The sequence below is a fragment of the Achromobacter sp. DH1f genome (genome assembly GCF_000633435.1).
Classification (GTDB): Bacteria; Pseudomonadota; Gammaproteobacteria; order Burkholderiales; family Burkholderiaceae_B; genus Achromobacter; species Achromobacter deleyi.
This window is the reverse complement of the sequence record NZ_AYMF01000003.1, coordinates 46883-63840: the sequence shown is the minus strand read 5'-3', so window position 1 is coordinate 63840 and position 16958 is coordinate 46883. Positions and strand designations below refer to the sequence as shown.

The window sequence follows — 16958 nt, the reverse complement described above, 5'->3', positions numbered from 1 at the left end:
TTTTTTTAATTAACCTGTTACGATCCTGCGCGCTGAACGGGGCCATTCGACGCTTCGTTTCCACCTAGGTGCGTCCCATGCGCGTATCCCCCATTTCCCGTCTGGCGGTGCCGTCCATTCCCTCTTCCGTTCGGCTATTGACCTTGCTGGTCATCGGCGCACTGGGAGTCTCGGTCAGCATACAGGCCGTTGCCGGCGGCGCTGGCGGCACCGGTATCAGCGGAGGCATTGAAGGTGGCCGGGGCGGCAGTTGGGATAACGGCGGGATAGGTGAAAGCAATGACCCAGGCGAGGGCTTGCCCGGGTTTACCGATGCAACTGCAAATCGGACGTACCTCTTCACCACCCACCTGGAAGGCGGCCTGGGTGGCAGCAACGGCATCGGCGGTGGCGGCGCCGCCATTTTCCTGGGCGGCGCCAACGCCAACGTCACGGTCTCCGCGGGCATCATTGGCGGGTTCGCCTACGTGGGCTATGACGGCAACGGCGGCGGCGGCGACGGGCTGATCGTCCTGTCCGGGAAGATCACCAACACGGGAACCGGCAACATCGCAGGCGGCGATTCCACATTCACGTTCGCGGGGTCGGGCGGAGGGGGAGGCCACGGCGTCTATCTCGGCTCGGGCGAATTACATAACCAGGCGGGCGGCAGCCTGACAGGTGGCAGGGGCGCCTACAACGCTGGCCCCTCCGCCAACGGCAATGGCGGTAACGGCGGCGATGGCGCCTTCGTCCAAAGCGGCGTCGTGTTCAACCAGGGCGCCATCAAGGGCGGCTATGGCGGCTCGACCTCGACTCCCGGCGGCAAGGGCGGCAATGGCGGCGCCGGGCTGGTGATCATGAACGGAACGGGCGGCGCGCTCAGCGTCGACAACCAAGGCTTCATCACGGGCGGCGAGGCCGGGGGCTACTTCGGTTCGCCAACGGACTCGTACGTCCAGGGCAACGGCGGGGCGGGCCTGATCGCCGACACGAATGTCACGATCCGCAACCGCGGCACCATTCAAGCGGGCACGAATGCGGAACGCACCCGTCTCGGCGATGCGGTGCTGCTGCAGGGCAACGGCAATCGCCTTGAACTCTGGAACGGATCGAACACCATAGGCGATGTGCGATCGCTGGGCCGCAATACGCTGGCGCTGGGCAGCGCGGACGGCGCGCCCGTCACCGCCGTCATTGACGGCAACGTGAGCCTGAGCGCCGCCTCCACTTACGAAACCCGCGTCACCGCTGCGGGCCAGAGCGACAAGCTGACCATCCGCGGCAACGCCCAACTGGGCGGCGCCGCGGTGAGCGTGCTGGCGGGCAATGGCACCTATGCCGAAAACACCACCTATACGATCCTGTCGGCGCAATCGCTGACGGGCCGCTTTGCATCGGCCAGCAGCAATCTCGCGTATCTGACGCCCACCGTCGCCAACAACGGCAACGATGTCGTGCTGACTCTGGCGCGGCGCGTGGTGCCCCCCGTCACGCCGGATAACGGCAGTGGCAATGGCAACGGCAATGGCAATGGCAACGGCGAGCCCGCTCGTCCCATGAAGTTCGAGGATGCGGCCAATTCGCGCAACCAGCGCTCGGTCGCCAACGCGGTCGAAAGCCTGTCCACCGGAAACCCTGTCTATCAGGCTGTGCTGAACCTGCCCGTGGGCGCACCGGCTGCGGCGTTCCAGGCCCTGTCCGGCGAAACGCATGCCAGCGCCGCATCCTCGCTGCGCAACACGGCCTCAACGGCGGCCGCGGTGCCGCTGGAGCATTTCCGCAGCAACCTGAACGCCGTCATGCAGGCCGGCGTGCCCACCGCCGCTGCCGGCGGCAGCGATGCCGCGCCCGCTGCCTCGACGCTGCCGCAGTCCAGCGCGCGCCCCATCTGGGCCCAAGTGGTCGGCAATTGGCAGCGCAGCAGCGCCACCGGAGAAACCGCGGAGGTCCGCCAGCACACCGGCGGCCTCTTCATGGGCGCCGATCATGCGCTGGCCAACGGGTGGCGCGTGGGTGGCGCCGTCGGCTACACCGACGCCCGGGCCCGCGCCGACGCCGTGAATTCCCAGGCCGACATCAGCAGCTACAGCCTGACGCTCTACAGCGGCAAATCGTTCGCCGCCGGCCCCGGCAAGCTGAACTTCCTGGCTGGCGGCGCCTACACCTGGCACGACATCGGCACCCAGCGCCGCGTCAGCCTGGGCGCGATCGACCAGAAGCTGACCGCCGACTACGGCGCCAGCACCGCCCAGCTGTTCACCGAATTGGGCTATGCGCTGCCCATCAACAGCGCCTTCACGCTGGAGCCCTACGCCGGCGTGTCCTGGAGCGACCAGCGCATCCGCGGCTTTTCGGAATCGGGCGGCTCGGCCGCGCTGTCGGGCGAGCGCATGCGCAATGACCTGACCACCACCACCCTGGGCCTGCGCACGTACCACGCGGTGGCGCTGGGGTCGCTGGATGGCGTCGTACGCGGCACGCTCGGTTGGCGCCACGCCTTCGGCGACGTGCAGCCGCGCACCAGCATGGCGTTTGAAGGCAGCGATACGTTCACGGCGATGGGCGCGCCCATCGCACGCGATGCGGCGCTGCTGGAACTGAGCCTGGACGCCCAGGTGTCGCGCAGCACCACCGTCGCGCTGGGCTACAGCGGCCAATTCGGCAACGGCAACCGCGACCAGACGGGGTCGGTCACGCTGCGCTGGAAGTTCTAGCCTGGGCGGCCACCCGCGCCAGCAAAACAAAGGCGGCCCGCAGGCCGCCTTTTTCATGGGCGCTGGCCGACCTGCAGCTAGGCACCCTGGATCTTCTTGACCAGCGCCGTGGTGGACCGCTCGAACTCGAACGGGATGGCCACCGCGCGGCCGCCCCAGGATTTCACCAAGGCGGTTTCGGGCAGTTTTTCCATGTCGTAGTCGCCGCCCTTGACGATCAGGTCGGGCTTGAGCTGGCCGATCAAGGCTTCGGGGGTGTCTTCGTGAAACGACGTGACCACGGTCACGAAGCCCAGCGCCGCCAGCAGCGCGGCGCGGTCTTCCATGCGGTTCAAGGGGCGTTCTTCACCCTTGCCCAGGCGGCGCACCGATTCGTCGGTGTTGACCGCCACGACCAGCGTGGCGCCCAGTTGGGCAGCCTGGTCCAGGTAGGTGGCGTGGCCGCGGTGCAGGATGTCGAAGACGCCGTTGGTGAACACCAGCGGCCGCGGCAGGCGGCCAGCAGCGACCGCGGCGACGCAGTCGTCGCGGGACAGGACTTTGGATTCGAAACGGGCGGCAGGCATGGCGCGATTGTACTCAGGCGCCGGCCAGGATGATTTCCTTTTCCTTGGGCATCACCAGCGCGGTCATTTCCTTGCGGTAGCGGTTCAGGTCCTTGACGGACTCGAAGCTGCGGTCCATCAGTTTGGACAGGATGTGCAGAATGCGCGTGGCGACCTTCTGTTCCCAGACGCCGTCAAAGCGGATCTGCGTGTCCAGCCAGTGTTCCAGCCAGCCCGGTTCGGGCAGGCGCGACTGCACCGTGTCGTTGGGGAACAGGTCTTTGTTGACGTGCAGGTTGGTCGGGTGCAGCGCCTGCTGCGTGCGGCCGGCCGAGGCCATCAGCACGCCGATCTTGGAAAACGCCAGGCGGGCCTGGGCGCTGGTGTCCTGGCCGCGGTCGTGCAGCGCGCGGCGCATGTACTGCAGGTACGCGCCGGCATGGCGGGCTTCGTCCTGGGCCACGGTCTTGTAGATGGCCTTGATGACCGGTTCGGTGTGCCATTCGGCGGCACGGCGATACCAGTGGTTCAGGCGCACTTCGCCGCAGAAGTGCAGCATCAGCGTTTCGAGTTCAGGCGCCACGTCGAATTCGAAGCGCACGTTGTGCAGTTCTTCTTCGGTGGGCACCAGGTCGGGGCAGAAACGGCGCAGGTATTCGATCAGCACCAGGGAATGCTTCTGCTCTTCGAAGAACCACACCGACATGAACGCGCAGAAATCGCTGTCGCCGCGATTGTCGCGCAGGAACATTTCGGTGGCCGGCAGCGCCGCCCATTCGGTGATGGCGTTCATCTTGATCGTCTGGGCCTGCTCGTCCGAGAGCTTGCTGCGATCAAAATCGCCCCAGGGAATATCGTGCGCCATGTTCCAGCGCACCGCTTCCATGGTCTTGAAGAGTTCAGGATAAAGCATGTTCTGCCCTTGTTTTCGTCCCGCTAGTGGGGCTATAGAAATTAATGAATGGCGCACGCGCTTGCTGGCGTGACGCTGCATTGGCCGCCGCAGCGCTATTTTTCGCCGTCTCCCGCGAAGCTATGATGACTGTTTCATGAATGAAACATGACAGGGGATCGCACTACACCATCGCGCCGCCTATCGCGTCAATGCCCATAAGGCGACCCCGATCGCCAAGGCAAGCACTCCAACCAGCGCCGCGACGAGCCGGTTGCTCTGTTCCTGGGCCCGCCGCAACTGCACCATTTCGGCCAACAGGGCCGGCGATACATTCGGACGGTTCAGGTGGTCATGGACCAGCCTGGGCAGGGCCGGCAGCATCTGCGACCACTGCACGGCTTCCTTTTCCAGGCTCTGCCGCAGGCCCTTGATGCCGACGCGCTGGCGCATCCAGCGTTCGAGATAGGGCTTGGCGGTTTTCCAGAGATCCAGGTTGGGGTCCAACTGGCGCCCCAGGCCCTCGACGTTCAGCAGGGTCTTTTGCAACAGCACCAATTGGGGCTGGATCTCGACGTTGAAACGACGCGAGGTCTGGAACAGGCGCAACAGCACCTGGCCCAGTGAAATCTCGGACAAAGGCCGATCGAAATAGGGTTCGCAAACGGCGCGCACCGCGCCTTCCAGTTCTTCTTCGCGCGTGTCCGGCGGCACCCAGCCGGATTCGATGTGCAGTTGCGCCACACGGCGGTAGTCGCGGTGGAAGAACGCCAGGAAGTTCTGCGCCAGGTAGTTCTTGTCGAACTCGGACAGCGAACCGACGATGCCGAAGTCCAGCGCGATGTAGCTGCCCAGCGTTTCGGGGCGGTCGGACACGTAGATGTTGCCCGGGTGCATGTCGGCGTGAAAGAAGCCGTCTGTGAACACCTGGGTGAAGAAAATCTCGACGCCGGTGCGGGCCAGCGTGGGAATGTCGATGCCCAGCTCGCGCATGCGTTCGACCTGGCCCACCGGTACGCCGTACATGCGCTGCATGGTGAACACGGTGGACGCGGTGTATTCCCAGATGACCTCGGGCACCATCAGCATGTCGCCGCGGCCGGATTCGGGGCCGAAATTGCGGCGCAACTGGCTGCAATTGGAGGCCTCGCGCACCAGGTCCAGCTCGTCGTGCAGGTACTTGTCGAACTCGGCCACGACCTCGCGCGGCTTGAGCCGGCGGCCATCAGCGCCCAGGCGCTCGATGATGCGCGCCACGATCTTGAGCAGCGACAGGTCTTTCTCGATGATGTTGAGCATGCCCGGGCGCAGCACCTTGACCGCGACTTCGCGGCCGTCGTGCAGCACCGCGAAGTGCACCTGCGCGATCGAGGCCGACGCCACCGGGTCGACCTGGAACTGCGCGAACAGCTTTTCGGGCGGCGCGCCCAGCGCGGCCTCGATGCAGGCCGCGGCCTGCGCCGACGGGAACGGCGGCACACGGTCTTGCAGCAGCGCCAATTCGTTGGCGATGTCGGCGGGAATCAGGTCACGGCGGGTGGACAGCACCTGGCCAAACTTGACGAAGATCGGGCCCAGCGATTCCAGCGCCAGGCGCAGGCGCTGGCCGCGCGGCTGGCGCGGGCGGGTGCCCAGGCGGATGACGCGCAGCAGGCAGGTGGCCAGCGGGTGGTTCAGGCTGGACAGCACCAGCTCGTCCAGGCCATAGCGCAGCGAAACCAGGATGATGCGTAACAGGCGCAGCAACGGGAACATGGATCAGGCGCCCCGCTTCGCGCCGGCCGTGGCCAGACGGGTTTGCAGGGCGGCGGCCGAACGGGCCACGGCATCGGCGCGGGCGTTCAGTTCGGCCAGGTCCAGGCGCCACTGCTCCAGCGCCGGGCGGCCCAGCAGCATGCCGCTTTCCTCGGCCAGGTATTCGGACACGTTTTCAGCCAACCGCTGGCTGGCCTTGCGGGCGCCACCGGCCGCCGCGCGCAGCCCGCCGGCAATGCGCAGCGCGGGAATGTCGCCCACCACGCGGGCCAGGCTGTCTTCGGGGTCCCAGCGCAGTTGCTTGGACAGGTCCGCCACCACCTGGGCCAGCGCCGCGTCGCCCGAGATATGCGTGGCCTCGGCGAAATCAGGGGCGTCACCGGTCGCGCCCAGGCGCGGCAGCGGCAGCTTCTCGGGTGCGACGGTCAGCGTCACGTCGGGCACCACGACCGGGTCGGCCTGGGCCGCCAGGCCCTCGCTGTCGATCGTCAGGCCCAGCGTGAATCCGCCCAGCGCGAAGCGCACGGTCTTGCCGGCATGGCGGGCCAGGCGTTCGCGCGCCCAGTCTTCGCGCTTCAACAGGGCGTTGAGCGCGTTCACAGCCAGCCGCGAGGGAGTGGGCAGAAACGAGAAAGGCAACATGACGGTCCGCAGCCCCGCGGGCGGGGTGACGAAGTTGATGGGTAAATCGGGAGTGTAACGGGTTAGTTGAGGGTCTGTTCCCGGGAGACTGGGCACCGTTTGCGCGGACGCATGGGGAACGCGTGCGGGGCACATGGAAAAACCGGCCCTGGCGGGCCGGTTGCAACGGGCGGCCCGCCAGGGGCCCCCACGATGTCTGGCGAAAACCGCCGGCCTGCTTAGCTGGCGAATTCCACCGGAATCTGCTGGATGCCGGCCAGCAGCCAGCCGCCGTTGGCGGGCTTGAACAGGTTCCAGACTTCTTCGAAGCGGAAGGCTTCGGCGCCGGCAGCCTCGCGCAGCATGCCCGAGAAGCGGACGCTGGCCAGGTGGCCGTCGGACACCGTTTCAATGCCCAGCAGTTCAGCGTTGAGCAGCACCACTTCGGTCTTGTTGGGGGTGGCGCCGCGCTCGGCCAGTTGCGGCTTGAGCTCGGTGATCAGGTCGTCGGTCAGGTAGTCGCGCAGGCGGTCGGTGCTGCCGCTGTCCCAGACGGCCTGGATGCGCACGAACTGTTCCTTGGCTTGCTTCAGGAAAGCGGGCGTATCGAAGTCGCCAGGCACGAACCAGTTGCCATCCTCGCCCGGCTTGGGCAGGTCAGCCACCGGGGCTGCCACGGCGGCGGCGACGGGTGCCGCGGCCGGCGCAGCCGGCTTCAGCGTTTCGCGCCACATGGGTTGCTGCGGCTGCTGGCCAGGAGCGTTGTTGGCGCCGCCAAAGGCGCCTTGCGTCGCCGGACGGGGGCCCGCGCCACGCAGGCGGCGGATGATGAACATGACGGCGAACACGGCCACGGCGATCAGGAGGGCCGACGACAGGAATTCGGCGAAGGCGCCGGACAGGCCCATGCTGGACAGCAGGGCGGCAATGCCCAGGCCGGCGGCGATGCCGGCGATGGGGCCGAGCCAGCGCGACGCGCCGCTCTTGGCGGCAGCGCCCGCAGCGCCGGCCGTGGCCGCACCGGCGGCTGCCGGGGCGGCGGTGGCGCCTGCCGTGTTGCTGGCCGCCGACGGCGGCGTGGTGGCCTGGCGCTGCTGGGTCACGTTGGAGGATTGGCGGCCGGCACTGGAGCCGCCGCCCGCGCGGCGGGCTTCGGCGTCAAACGACGCCGTCACCAGCGCAGCGCCGGAGATGGCGATGAGCGCCGCGGCGACAAACCGCGAGAAACAGAATTTGGTCATGGATTTTTGCTCCCTCGTACTCGCGCCCCTGCTGCCCCGAGCAGCAGGAAGCTGCACGGATATCGTGCAGCCCTCAGCGCGACTTTCTTACAGTAATCTGAATGACGTAAGAATAACGGACAAGACGCCGCCCCACAAGTTCCCCGTGAGGCAAAGAAATGCCGTCTGAACCTGGGGCGCTCAGCCCAGCCGCACACCCTCGTGCAGGGCGGCGATGCCCGCCGTCAGGTTGAAGTACTGCACCCGCTCGAGACCGGCGGTGCGCAGCATGTCCGCCAGGGTGTCCTGGTCGGGGTGCATGCGGATGGATTCGGCCAGATAACGGTAGCTGGCCTCGTCCTTGGCGACCTTCTTGCCCAGCCAGGGCAGCACATTGAAGGAATACCAGTCGTAGGCGGGCGCCAAGGGCTTGGCCACCCGCGAGAATTCCAGCACCAGCAGCTTGCCGCCCGGCTTGAGCACGCGGGTCATTTCGGCCAGGGCGCGGTCTTTGTGGGTCATGTTGCGCAGGCCGAAGGCCACGCTGACGCGGTCGAAGTAGCCCGACGGGAACGGCAGGCGCTCGGCGTCGCAGACGGCGGTGGGCACCAGCTGGCCGGCGTCGGCCAGGCGGTCGCGGCCCACGCGCAGCATGGAATCATTGATGTCGGTCAGCCAGACCTCGCCGGTGGGGCCGGCGCGCTTGGCAAACGCCTTGGCCAGGTCACCCGTGCCGCCGGCGATGTCCAGGACCTTCATGCCCGGGCGCACGGCGGCGCGGCCGATGGTGAAGGCTTTCCAGACGCGGTGCAGCCCGGCCGACATGAAATCATTCATGATGTCGTAGCGCTGGGCCACGGAATGGAAGACTTCAGCGACCTTGCGGGCTTTTTCGGTTTCCGGCACCGATTGGAAGCCGAAATGGGTCGATTGCGAGGCGGAATCCGCGGAATGTTGCGATTCGGAGGGGTTTTGCATGGTGAATTCCCGATATATCGTCCAATGGTAGCCTATCGGGGCCTGCCAAAGGCCGCCCGCCGGCCCCCTGGCGCAACCCGCGGTCACATACCTGAAATATTGCGGCCATACTATCGCAATGTTCGCGCCGCGCCGGCGCTCAGAAGCGTGCCCTATCCGCCATGTCCAGCACTATCCTCGTCGTCGAAGACGAACCCGCAATCCAGGAACTGATCGCCGTCAACCTGTCCTTCGCGGGGCACAAGGTGCTGCGCGCCTTCGACGCCGACCAGGCCCAGACCCTGATCCGCGCCGAATTGCCTGACCTGATCCTGCTGGACTGGATGTTGCCCGGCACGTCCGGCCTGGCCATGGCGCGCAAGCTGCGCAACGACGAACGCACCCGCGCCGTCCCCGTCATCATGCTGACCGCCAAGGGGTCCGAGCAGGACAAGGTGGATGGCCTGGAAGCCGGCGCCGACGACTACATTACCAAGCCCTTCTCGCCCAAAGAGCTGATGGCCCGCATCAAGGCCGTGCTGCGCCGCCGTGCGCCGCAGCTGACCGACGACGTGATCGACGTCGGCGGCCTCAAGCTCGACCCGGTGACGCACCGCCTGTCGGGCAACAGCCAGTCGCTGCAGATCGGCCCCACCGAATTCCGCCTGCTGCACTTCTTCATGACCCACCCGGAACGCGTGTTTTCCCGCTCGCAGTTGCTGGACCAGGTCTGGGGCGACCACGTCTTCGTCGAAGAGCGTACCGTGGACGTGCACATCCGCCGCCTGCGCAAGGCGCTGGAGCCCAGCGGCCACGACGCCCATGTGGAAACGGTGCGCGGCAGCGGCTACCGGTTTACGGCACAGGTCCCGGCGCGGTAAAACTCCCGCACGATGATCTGGCTGCGTACCCTCTTCCTGGTCGCCCTGTGGGCGGCGGTGGCACTATTGGCGCAATGGCTCATTGGAGACCCGGCGGGCTGGATCGTGTTTTCCGCCGCGCTGGCCGCCATGCTGCTCTGGCGCAGCTGGCGCCTGCACCTGGTTTCCCACTGGGCCAATCACCCGGACACCTCTCCCCCCGCCTCGGTGGGCCCCTGGGACGATATTCTCGCCCCGCTCTACCGCTACACCCGGGCCCGCGCCCGCGAACTGACCGAAACCCGCGACACCATGCAAGGCATGCTGGCGGCCGCCCAGGCCCTGCCGGACGGCGCGGTGACGCTGAATGAAGACTTCCAGATCGACTGGTGCAACCGCATGGCGCGCCAGCACCTGGGGCTGCGCCTGCCGGCCGATCGCGGCCATAACCTGCTGAACCTGCTGCGCGCGCCGGAATTCGTCGAATACGCGCACCGCGCGTCCTGGCCCGACCCGATCCTGGTGCGCCTGGGCCAGAACGGCCAGGAACGGCTGATGATGATGCAGCTGACCGCCTACGCCAGCAACCAGCGCCTGCTCATCACCCGCGACGTGACCCAGATCGAACGCCTGGAAACCACGCGGCGCGACTTCGTGGCCAACGTCTCGCACGAGCTGCGCACGCCGCTGACCGTGCTGGCGGGCTTCCTGGAAACGCTGCGCGACATGCCGGCCGACGCCCTGCCGCCCGAACAGCGCGCGCAGTACATCGACATGATGCACGAGCAGGCCCAGCGCATGCAGGCCATCGTCGAAGACCTGCTGACGCTGTCGACCCTGGAATCGTCGCCGGGCAGCGACCCGCGCGCCGTCAACATGGGCGCGCTGCTGCAGAAGGCGCGCCAGCAGATCGAAGCCCTGTCGGGCGGGCGCCATGTGCTGGAATGGCACATCGACGACACGCTGGACGTGCTGGGCGCCGAAACCGAATTGACCTCGGCCCTGTCGAACCTGCTCACCAACGCCGTGCGCTACACGCCCGACGGCGGCACCATCACCGTGCGCTGGGAACGCGAGGCCGACGGCGGCGGCCGCTACAGCGTGCAGGACACCGGCATCGGCATTCCCGCCCGCCACATCCCGCGCCTGACCGAACGCTTCTATCGGGTCGACCGCGGCCGCTCGCGCGCCGTCGGCGGCACCGGCCTGGGCCTGGCCATCACCAAGCACATCGCCATGCGCCACGACGCCGAGCTGCTCATCAGCAGCGAACCGGGCAAGGGCAGCCTGTTCACGCTGCGCTTTCCGCCCGACCGCATCGCCGTCGCCCTGCCGACCTGACCCCCGCGCGCCCGACATTCGCGCCGCCCCGGCGGCGCGGGTGGTAAATTTCCGGCCATGCGCATCCTGGTCATCGAAGACGAACCCAAACTCGCCGACTACCTGAAAAAAGGCCTGTCGGAGCAAAGCCACGTGGTCGACCTGGCGCGCGACGGCGTCAACGGCCTGCACCTGGCGCTGGAAGGCAGCCACGACCTGATCGTGCTGGACGTGATGCTGCCGGGCGTGGACGGCTTCGGCATCCTCGCGTCGGTACGGGCCCGCAAAGACACCCCCATCCTGATGCTGACAGCGCGCGACGCCGTCGAAGACCGCGTGCGCGGCCTGGAAGGCGGCGCCGACGACTACCTGGTCAAGCCCTTCGCGTTTTCCGAACTGCTGGCGCGCGTGCAGGCGCTGCTGCGCCGCGGCCGCTCGCAGGAACCCACCGTGTTCCGCCTGGCCGACCTGGAGCTGGACCTGGCGCGGCGCAAGGCCACGCGCGGCGGCCAGCGGCTGGACCTGACCGCCAAGGAATTCAACCTGCTGGCCCTGCTGCTGCGGCGCCAGGGCCAGGTGCTGTCGCGTACCACCCTGGCCGAACAGGTATGGGACATGAACTTCGACAGCGACACCAACGTCATCGACGTGGCCGTGCGGCGCCTGCGCAGCAAGCTGGACGATCCGTTCGAGGCCAAGCTGCTGCACACGGTGCGTGGCATGGGCTACGTGCTCGAATCGCGCCCGACGCCCGCGCGCCCATGAAGCCGCCGCGCATGCGTTCGATGCAGGCGCGGCTGACCCTGCTGCTGGGCGCCATCGCCCTGCTGGTGTCCAGCCTGGCCGGCGCCACGCTGTTCTGGGCGCTCAAGCGCGAGGTCGAACGCCAGGAAATCACCGAAGTCAGCGGCAAGCTGGAATTGATCAACCACCTGATCGACATGCAGAACAGCGCGCGCGGCCTGCACGACCTGGCCGCGACGTTTGACGACATGCGTACCGGCCAGAGCCAGCTGGGCATCTGGATCGTCGACGCCCAGGGCCACCCCGTGTATGGCGGCGACGCCCCCGAAACGCTGGACACCCTGCCCGACCAGCAGGTGCTGCTGCAACTGGCCGATGGCAGCCGCATGCGCGGCCTGCGCGTGGCCGTCGACGACCGCATCCTGCCCGGCGCGCACCTGACCGTGGCGGTCAGCACCCGCACCAGCTCGCAGTTCCTGTACGCCTACGGCACTGCGCTGGCGCTGATCTGCGCGCTGTGGGTGGGCGCCACGGTAGTGCTGGCCGCCTGGGCGGTGCGCCGCAGCATGGCGCCCACGCGCCGCCTGTCGGAACAGGCCGCACGCATCCAGCCCGACAACCTGGCGGTGCGCCTGCCGCTGCGCGACACCGACCGCGAACTGCACGAACTGGTGCTGTCCTTCAACCGCACGCTGGAACGGCTGCAGGCCGCCTACCAGCAGATGGAAGGCTTCAATGCCGACGTCGCCCACGAACTGCGCACGCCGCTGGCCACGCTGATCAACGGCACCCAGGTCACGCTGTCCAGCGGCCGCGATGCCGACGAATTGCGCGAGACGCTGGAATCCAACCTGGAAACGCTGGAAGACCTGAAGACGCTGGTCAACGACATGCTGTTCCTGGCCCGCGCCGACCGCGGCGAACAGGCGGCCGACCCGGTGCCGGTGTCACTGGCTGCCGAAGCGCGGCGGGTGGCCGATTTCTACGAGGCCGCGCTGGAAGAGCGCGGCGTGGCGCTGCGCTGCGAGGGCGACGCCATCGTGGCTGCCAACGCCGGCCTGGTGCGCCGCGCGCTGGCCAATCTGATCTCGAACGCCATCAAGGCCACGCCCCGCGGCGGCGAAATCGTGCTGGCCTGCCAGCCGCAGCCGCAAGGCGCGCGGGTCGAAGTGCGCAACCCGGGCGACCCCATCCCCGCGGCCGACCTGCCCCGCATCTTCGACCGCTTCTTCCGCGCGGGCCAGGCCCGCGCGCCGCGCAGCGAAGGCCACGGACTGGGCCTGGCCATCGTGCGCGCCATCGCCCGCATGCATGGCGGCGAGGTCGATGCGGCCTCCGGCCCCGGCGGCACGGTGGTCGGCATCACCCTGCGCGGGCCGGCCACCACCGGACCCAACATTACAAAGAAGTAATCTGCGCGACAGAACCGGGTCACCCCGGTTTTCCTAAAGTGCCTGCATGGTCAACCCCCTTGAAGGGAACAGCATGAAAGGCACTTTGCACCGCATCACCCTGGCCGCGGCCCTGGCCGCCCTGCTGGGCGCCGGCTCCGCATTCGCGGCGGGCGCCCATGGCGAGCATGCCGGCCACGCCATGCCGATGGCGTCCACGCCCATCGGCGTGCCCGGCGACGCCGCCCGCGTCACGCGCACCATCGACATCGACATGACCGACGCCATGCGCTTCACCCCCGCCCAGGTGCAGGTGAAGGCCGGCGAGACCGTGCGCTTCAATGTGCGCAACTCGGGCAAGATACGCCACGAAATGGTGCTGGGCAGCGAGGCCGACCTGCAGGCCCACTACACCATGATGATGCAGGACCCCGGCATGCGCCACGAAGAGGCCAACGCCGTGTCGCTGGACGCGGGCAAGAGCGGCCAGATCGTCTGGAAATTCGACCGCGCCGGCAGCGTGTCCTTCGGCTGCCTGGAACCCGGCCACTACGCCGCCGGCATGAAGGGCGCGGTGTCGGTGCAGTAGCGCCCGCCCGGATCCGCCATGAGCTCCCGTCTGCTTTCCACCCGCCGCCGCTTCGTGCAGGGCCTGGCCGCCGGCGGCGCGCTGGCCGCCCTGGGCGGCTGGCGCGCGGCCCAGGCCGCCACGCCAGCCACGCCCGCCGGCCCCGCCGAACTGCGCGGCACCGAATTCCACCTGGAAATCGGCGAAACGCCGGTGAACTACACCGGCGCCGCCCGCATCGCCACCACCGTCAACGGCCAGGTGCCCGCGCCGCTCTTGCGCTGGCGCGAAGGCGACACGGTGACCCTGCACGTCACCAACCGCCTGCGCGAGCAAACGTCGATCCACTGGCACGGCATCCTGTTGCCCACCGACATGGACGGCGTGCCGGGCCTGAGCTTTGCCGGCATCGATCCGGGCCAGACCTTCACCTACCGCTTCGATGTGCGCCAAAGCGGCACCTACTGGTATCACAGCCATTCGGGCTTCCAGGAACAGACCGGCCTGTACGGCGCCATCGTCATCGACCCCCGGCGGCGCGATCCGATCGCCTCGGACCGCGACTACACCGTGCTGCTGTCCGACTGGACCGACGAAGACCCCATGCGCGTCTTCGACAAGCTGCGCGCCATGCCCGACTACTACAACCGCAACCAGCCCAGCGTCGCAAGCCTGGCGCGCGAAGCAAAGGACAAGGGCTGGCGCGCCGCGCTGTCCGAACGGCTGATGTGGGAACAGATGCGCATGAACCCGTCGGACCTGGCCGACGTCTCGGGCGCCACCTATACCTACCTGACCAATGGCGCCACGCCCGCCGGCAACTGGACCGGCCTGTTCACGCCCGGCGAGCGGGTGCGGCTGCGCCTGATCAACGGCTCGGCCATGACCTACTTCGACGTCCGCATTCCGGGCCTGAAGATGACGGTGGTGGCGGCCGACGGCCTAGATGTGCGGCCGGTGGAGGTCGAGGAACTGCGCATCGCCGTGGCCGAGACCTACGACGTCATCGTCGAACCGGCCGAAGACCGCGCCTACACGATCTTCTCGCAGGCCATGGACCGGTCCGGCTATGCCCGCGCCACCCTCGCGCCGCGCCCCGGCATGCAGGCCGCCGTGCCGGATGTGGACCGGGTGCAGTTGCTGGGCATGATGGACATGGGCATGAAGCACGACATGTCGCCCGGCCAGGACATGGCCGGCATGGATCACGCCGCGATGGGCCATGGCGCAACGCCCGCGGCCACTGGTGCCATGGCAGGCATGAACCACGGCGCCATGCCCGGCATGGACCATGGCAGCCGCCACGGGGCCGACGCCGATCAGGGCGGCATGGTCGAGGTCAAGCACCCCTACCCCACCGAACACGGCCCCGGCAATTCCATGCTGCCCGACGTGGTGTCCACCCGCCTGGACGACCCCGGCATCGGCCTGCGCGACAACGGCCGCCGGGTGCTGACCTACGCCGACCTGCGCTCGGTGCGCGAACCCGCCGACAACCGCCCGCCCACCCGCGAAATCGAATTGCACCTGACCGGCAACATGGAACGCTATATGTGGTCGTTCAACGGCGTGAAATTCTCGGACGCCAAACCCATCCTGCTGCGCTACGGCGAGCGCGTGCGCTTCGTGCTGGTCAACGACACCATGATGACCCACCCGATCCATCTGCACGGCCTGTGGAGCGACCTGGAATCGCCCGACGGCGCCTTCCAGGTGCGCAAGCACACCCTGTCGCTCAACCCCGCGCAGCGCCTGTCCTACCGCGTCAGCGCCGATGCCCGCGGCCACTGGGCCTACCACTGCCACCTGCTGTACCACATGGAAGCCGGCATGTTCAGGGCCGTGGTGGTGGAGTAGGCGATGAGACATCCGACCATGCCCGACCGCCTTCACTTCATCCGCCACGCCGCGTTCGCCGCAGCCCTGCTCGCCAGCTTCGCGGCGCACCCGGCGCGCGCCCAATCCATGCCGGATCATGCCGGAATGGATCATGCATCGATGCCAGGAATGAACCACGGCCCTGCCGACAAGGCCCCGGCTGCCCCGGCACCGATGGATCATGCCTCCATGCCCGGCATGAACCACGGCGCAGCAAGCCCGGCCGCGCCGATGGATCATGCATCGATGCCCGGCATGAACCCGGCCGCCCCCAACAACTCGCCCCCCGTCGGCAGCCTGCCGTCCAGCGACGGCGCGGCCCTGCGCGGCTACGACAGCTACGGCATCCATCCGCACATGATGGACAACGCGGCCACCTGGCACCTGCTGTTCGACAAATTCGGCGGGTCGCGCAATCGCGACGGCCAGAACGCATTGGAGTGGGACGGCCGCTTCTGGTACGGCACCGCCACCGATCGCCTGGTCATCAAGAGCGAAGGCGAACGCGAAAGCGGCGGCGGTTCCGACGCCAAGGTCGAGGCCTTCTGGAGCCACGCCATCTCGCCCTTCTGGGACCTGCAGCTGGGCGCCCGGCGCGACGTCGGCACCGGCCCCAAGCGCAACTGGGCCGCCGTCGGCATCGAAGGCGTGCTGCCCTACAACATCGAACTGGAAACCACCGCCTACGCCGGCCCGTCCGGCCGCACCGCGCTGGCCATGAAGGCCGAATACGACCTGCTGCTGACCCAGCGCCTGATCTTCACGCCCGAACTCGAAGCCAGCGCCTACGGCCGCAACGACCCCGAACGCGGCATCGGCTCGGGCCTGTCCAAGGGTTCGCTGTCATTGCGCCTGCGCTACGAAGTCACGCGCGAATTCGCCCCCTACGTTGGCGTATCCTTTGAACGTAAATTCGGCCGCACCGCGGACTACGCGTCCGATGCAGGCCAAAGCCGCTCGCAGGCCGCCGTGCTGGCCGGCGTGCGCTTCTGGTTCTGACCCCCTTGCCCGCCAACGGAGCCCCATGAAAAAAACGCTCGCCCCCACCCGCCGCCTGATCCTGGCCGCCGCCCTGTCCCTGCCGCTGTACGCCCCGGCCTTCGCCCTGGCGCAGCCCGCCGCCAAGGTCCAGGTCTGGAAGACCCCCACCTGCGGCTGCTGCGAAGACTGGGTCAAGCACATGCGCGACAACGGCTTCGAGGTCACCACCCACGACGTCCAGGACACCGGCCCCGTGCGCCGCAATGCCGGCATGGCCGACTACGGCTCCTGCCACACCGCCGTGGTCGACGGCTACGCCATCGAAGGCCACGTGCCCGCCAGCGACGTGCGCCGCCTGCTGCTCGAAAAACCCGACGCCGCCGGCCTGGCCGCCCCCGGCATGCCCCTGGGCTCGCCCGGCATGGACGGCCCCGAATACGGCGGCCGCAAGACCCCACACGACGTCCTGCTGGTGGACAAACGCGGTGGCGCCAAGGTCTTCCAGGCGTATCGTTGATGGCAACACGTCC

Annotated in this window: 15 protein-coding genes; 9 read left to right on the top strand and 6 right to left on the bottom strand. The window is 68.0% G+C overall.

Going from position 1 to position 16958, the window contains the following annotated elements; all coding sequences use genetic code 11:
* Positions 1-77 precede the first annotated feature (77 nt).
* Positions 78-2696 (top strand): autotransporter outer membrane beta-barrel domain-containing protein, encoded by a 2619-nt coding sequence (locus U858_RS0102275; RefSeq protein ID WP_304413253.1) that lies wholly within the window; start codon positions 78-80, stop codon positions 2694-2696.
* Between the two features lie 77 nt (positions 2697-2773).
* On the opposite strand, the gene rfaE2 is transcribed toward U858_RS0102275, so the two are convergent.
* The 6 genes from rfaE2 to ubiE all read right to left on the bottom strand — a co-directional run bounded on the left by rfaE2 (position 2774) and on the right by ubiE (position 8707).
* On the bottom strand, positions 2774-3262 hold the full coding sequence (gene rfaE2, locus U858_RS0102270; protein ID WP_025135571.1) for a D-glycero-beta-D-manno-heptose 1-phosphate adenylyltransferase: 489 nt from the start codon (positions 3260-3262) through the stop codon (positions 2774-2776).
* 13 nt (positions 3263-3275) lie between these two features.
* Positions 3276-4154 (bottom strand): ferritin, encoded by an 879-nt coding sequence (locus U858_RS0102265; RefSeq protein ID WP_025135570.1) that lies wholly within the window; start codon positions 4152-4154, stop codon positions 3276-3278.
* Between the two features lie 180 nt (positions 4155-4334).
* Complete coding sequence (gene ubiB / locus U858_RS0102260; protein WP_025135569.1) at positions 4335-5888, bottom strand: ubiquinone biosynthesis regulatory protein kinase UbiB; 1554 nt, start codon at positions 5886-5888, stop codon at positions 4335-4337.
* A 3-nt stretch (positions 5889-5891) separates the two neighbouring features.
* Complete coding sequence (locus U858_RS0102255; protein ID WP_025135568.1) at positions 5892-6530, bottom strand: SCP2 domain-containing protein; 639 nt, start codon at positions 6528-6530, stop codon at positions 5892-5894.
* A gap of 218 nt (positions 6531-6748) precedes the next feature.
* Complete coding sequence (locus tag U858_RS0102250) at positions 6749-7750, bottom strand: Tim44 domain-containing protein (RefSeq protein ID WP_025135567.1); 1002 nt, start codon at positions 7748-7750, stop codon at positions 6749-6751.
* Between the two features lie 180 nt (positions 7751-7930).
* A complete protein-coding gene (gene ubiE / locus U858_RS0102245; protein ID WP_025135566.1) occupies positions 7931-8707 on the bottom strand; it encodes a bifunctional demethylmenaquinone methyltransferase/2-methoxy-6-polyprenyl-1,4-benzoquinol methylase UbiE in 777 nt (258 codons plus the stop codon).
* A 161-nt stretch (positions 8708-8868) separates the two neighbouring features.
* Between ubiE and phoB the strand changes: the two genes are divergently transcribed.
* The 8 genes from phoB to U858_RS0102205 all read left to right on the top strand — a co-directional run bounded on the left by phoB (position 8869) and on the right by U858_RS0102205 (position 16945).
* A complete protein-coding gene (gene phoB, locus U858_RS0102240; RefSeq protein ID WP_006386862.1) occupies positions 8869-9567 on the top strand; it encodes a phosphate regulon transcriptional regulator PhoB in 699 nt (232 codons plus the stop codon).
* A gap of 12 nt (positions 9568-9579) precedes the next feature.
* A complete protein-coding gene (gene phoR / locus U858_RS0102235) occupies positions 9580-10887 on the top strand; it encodes a phosphate regulon sensor histidine kinase PhoR (protein WP_025135565.1) in 1308 nt (435 codons plus the stop codon).
* A gap of 57 nt (positions 10888-10944) precedes the next feature.
* Positions 10945-11631: a heavy metal response regulator transcription factor gene (locus tag U858_RS0102230; RefSeq protein ID WP_025135564.1), complete on the top strand. Its 687-nt coding sequence runs from the start codon at positions 10945-10947 to the stop codon at positions 11629-11631.
* A complete protein-coding gene (locus U858_RS0102225) occupies positions 11628-13022 on the top strand; it encodes a heavy metal sensor histidine kinase (RefSeq protein WP_025135563.1) in 1395 nt (464 codons plus the stop codon). Before U858_RS0102230 ends, U858_RS0102225 begins: the two co-directional genes overlap by 4 nt.
* 73 nt (positions 13023-13095) lie before the next feature.
* Positions 13096-13590, top strand: coding sequence for a plastocyanin/azurin family copper-binding protein (locus U858_RS0102220; protein WP_025135562.1), 495 nt, complete (start codon positions 13096-13098; stop codon positions 13588-13590).
* A gap of 18 nt (positions 13591-13608) precedes the next feature.
* Positions 13609-15426: a copper resistance system multicopper oxidase gene (locus tag U858_RS0102215; protein WP_042884172.1), complete on the top strand. Its 1818-nt coding sequence runs from the start codon at positions 13609-13611 to the stop codon at positions 15424-15426.
* 18 nt (positions 15427-15444) lie between these two features.
* The gene (locus U858_RS0102210; RefSeq protein ID WP_025135560.1) at positions 15445-16446 is read left to right on the top strand and encodes a copper resistance protein B; all 1002 of its coding nucleotides are present in this window, start codon (positions 15445-15447) and stop codon (positions 16444-16446) included.
* A 25-nt stretch (positions 16447-16471) separates the two neighbouring features.
* Complete coding sequence (locus U858_RS0102205) at positions 16472-16945, top strand: DUF411 domain-containing protein (RefSeq protein WP_025135559.1); 474 nt, start codon at positions 16472-16474, stop codon at positions 16943-16945.
* The last annotated feature ends 13 nt before the right edge of the window (positions 16946-16958 follow it).

Coding starts and splice junctions, on each gene's coding strand:
- U858_RS0102275 (WP_304413253.1), top strand. CDS start 78: ATGCGCGTATCCCCCATTTCCCGTCTGGCGGTGCCGTCCATTCCCTCT.
- rfaE2 (WP_025135571.1), bottom strand. CDS start 3,262: ATGCCTGCCGCCCGTTTCGAATCCAAAGTCCTGTCCCGCGACGACTGC.
- U858_RS0102265 (WP_025135570.1), bottom strand. CDS start 4,154: ATGCTTTATCCTGAACTCTTCAAGACCATGGAAGCGGTGCGCTGGAAC.
- ubiB (WP_025135569.1), bottom strand. CDS start 5,888: ATGTTCCCGTTGCTGCGCCTGTTACGCATCATCCTGGTTTCGCTGCGC.
- U858_RS0102255 (WP_025135568.1), bottom strand. CDS start 6,530: ATGTTGCCTTTCTCGTTTCTGCCCACTCCCTCGCGGCTGGCTGTGAAC.
- U858_RS0102250 (WP_025135567.1), bottom strand. CDS start 7,750: ATGACCAAATTCTGTTTCTCGCGGTTTGTCGCCGCGGCGCTCATCGCC.
- ubiE (WP_025135566.1), bottom strand. CDS start 8,707: ATGCAAAACCCCTCCGAATCGCAACATTCCGCGGATTCCGCCTCGCAA.
- phoB (WP_006386862.1), top strand. CDS start 8,869: ATGTCCAGCACTATCCTCGTCGTCGAAGACGAACCCGCAATCCAGGAA.
- phoR (WP_025135565.1), top strand. CDS start 9,580: ATGATCTGGCTGCGTACCCTCTTCCTGGTCGCCCTGTGGGCGGCGGTG.
- U858_RS0102230 (WP_025135564.1), top strand. CDS start 10,945: ATGCGCATCCTGGTCATCGAAGACGAACCCAAACTCGCCGACTACCTG.
- U858_RS0102225 (WP_025135563.1), top strand. CDS start 11,628: ATGAAGCCGCCGCGCATGCGTTCGATGCAGGCGCGGCTGACCCTGCTG.
- U858_RS0102220 (WP_025135562.1), top strand. CDS start 13,096: ATGAAAGGCACTTTGCACCGCATCACCCTGGCCGCGGCCCTGGCCGCC.
- U858_RS0102215 (WP_042884172.1), top strand. CDS start 13,609: ATGAGCTCCCGTCTGCTTTCCACCCGCCGCCGCTTCGTGCAGGGCCTG.
- U858_RS0102210 (WP_025135560.1), top strand. CDS start 15,445: ATGCCCGACCGCCTTCACTTCATCCGCCACGCCGCGTTCGCCGCAGCC.
- U858_RS0102205 (WP_025135559.1), top strand. CDS start 16,472: ATGAAAAAAACGCTCGCCCCCACCCGCCGCCTGATCCTGGCCGCCGCC.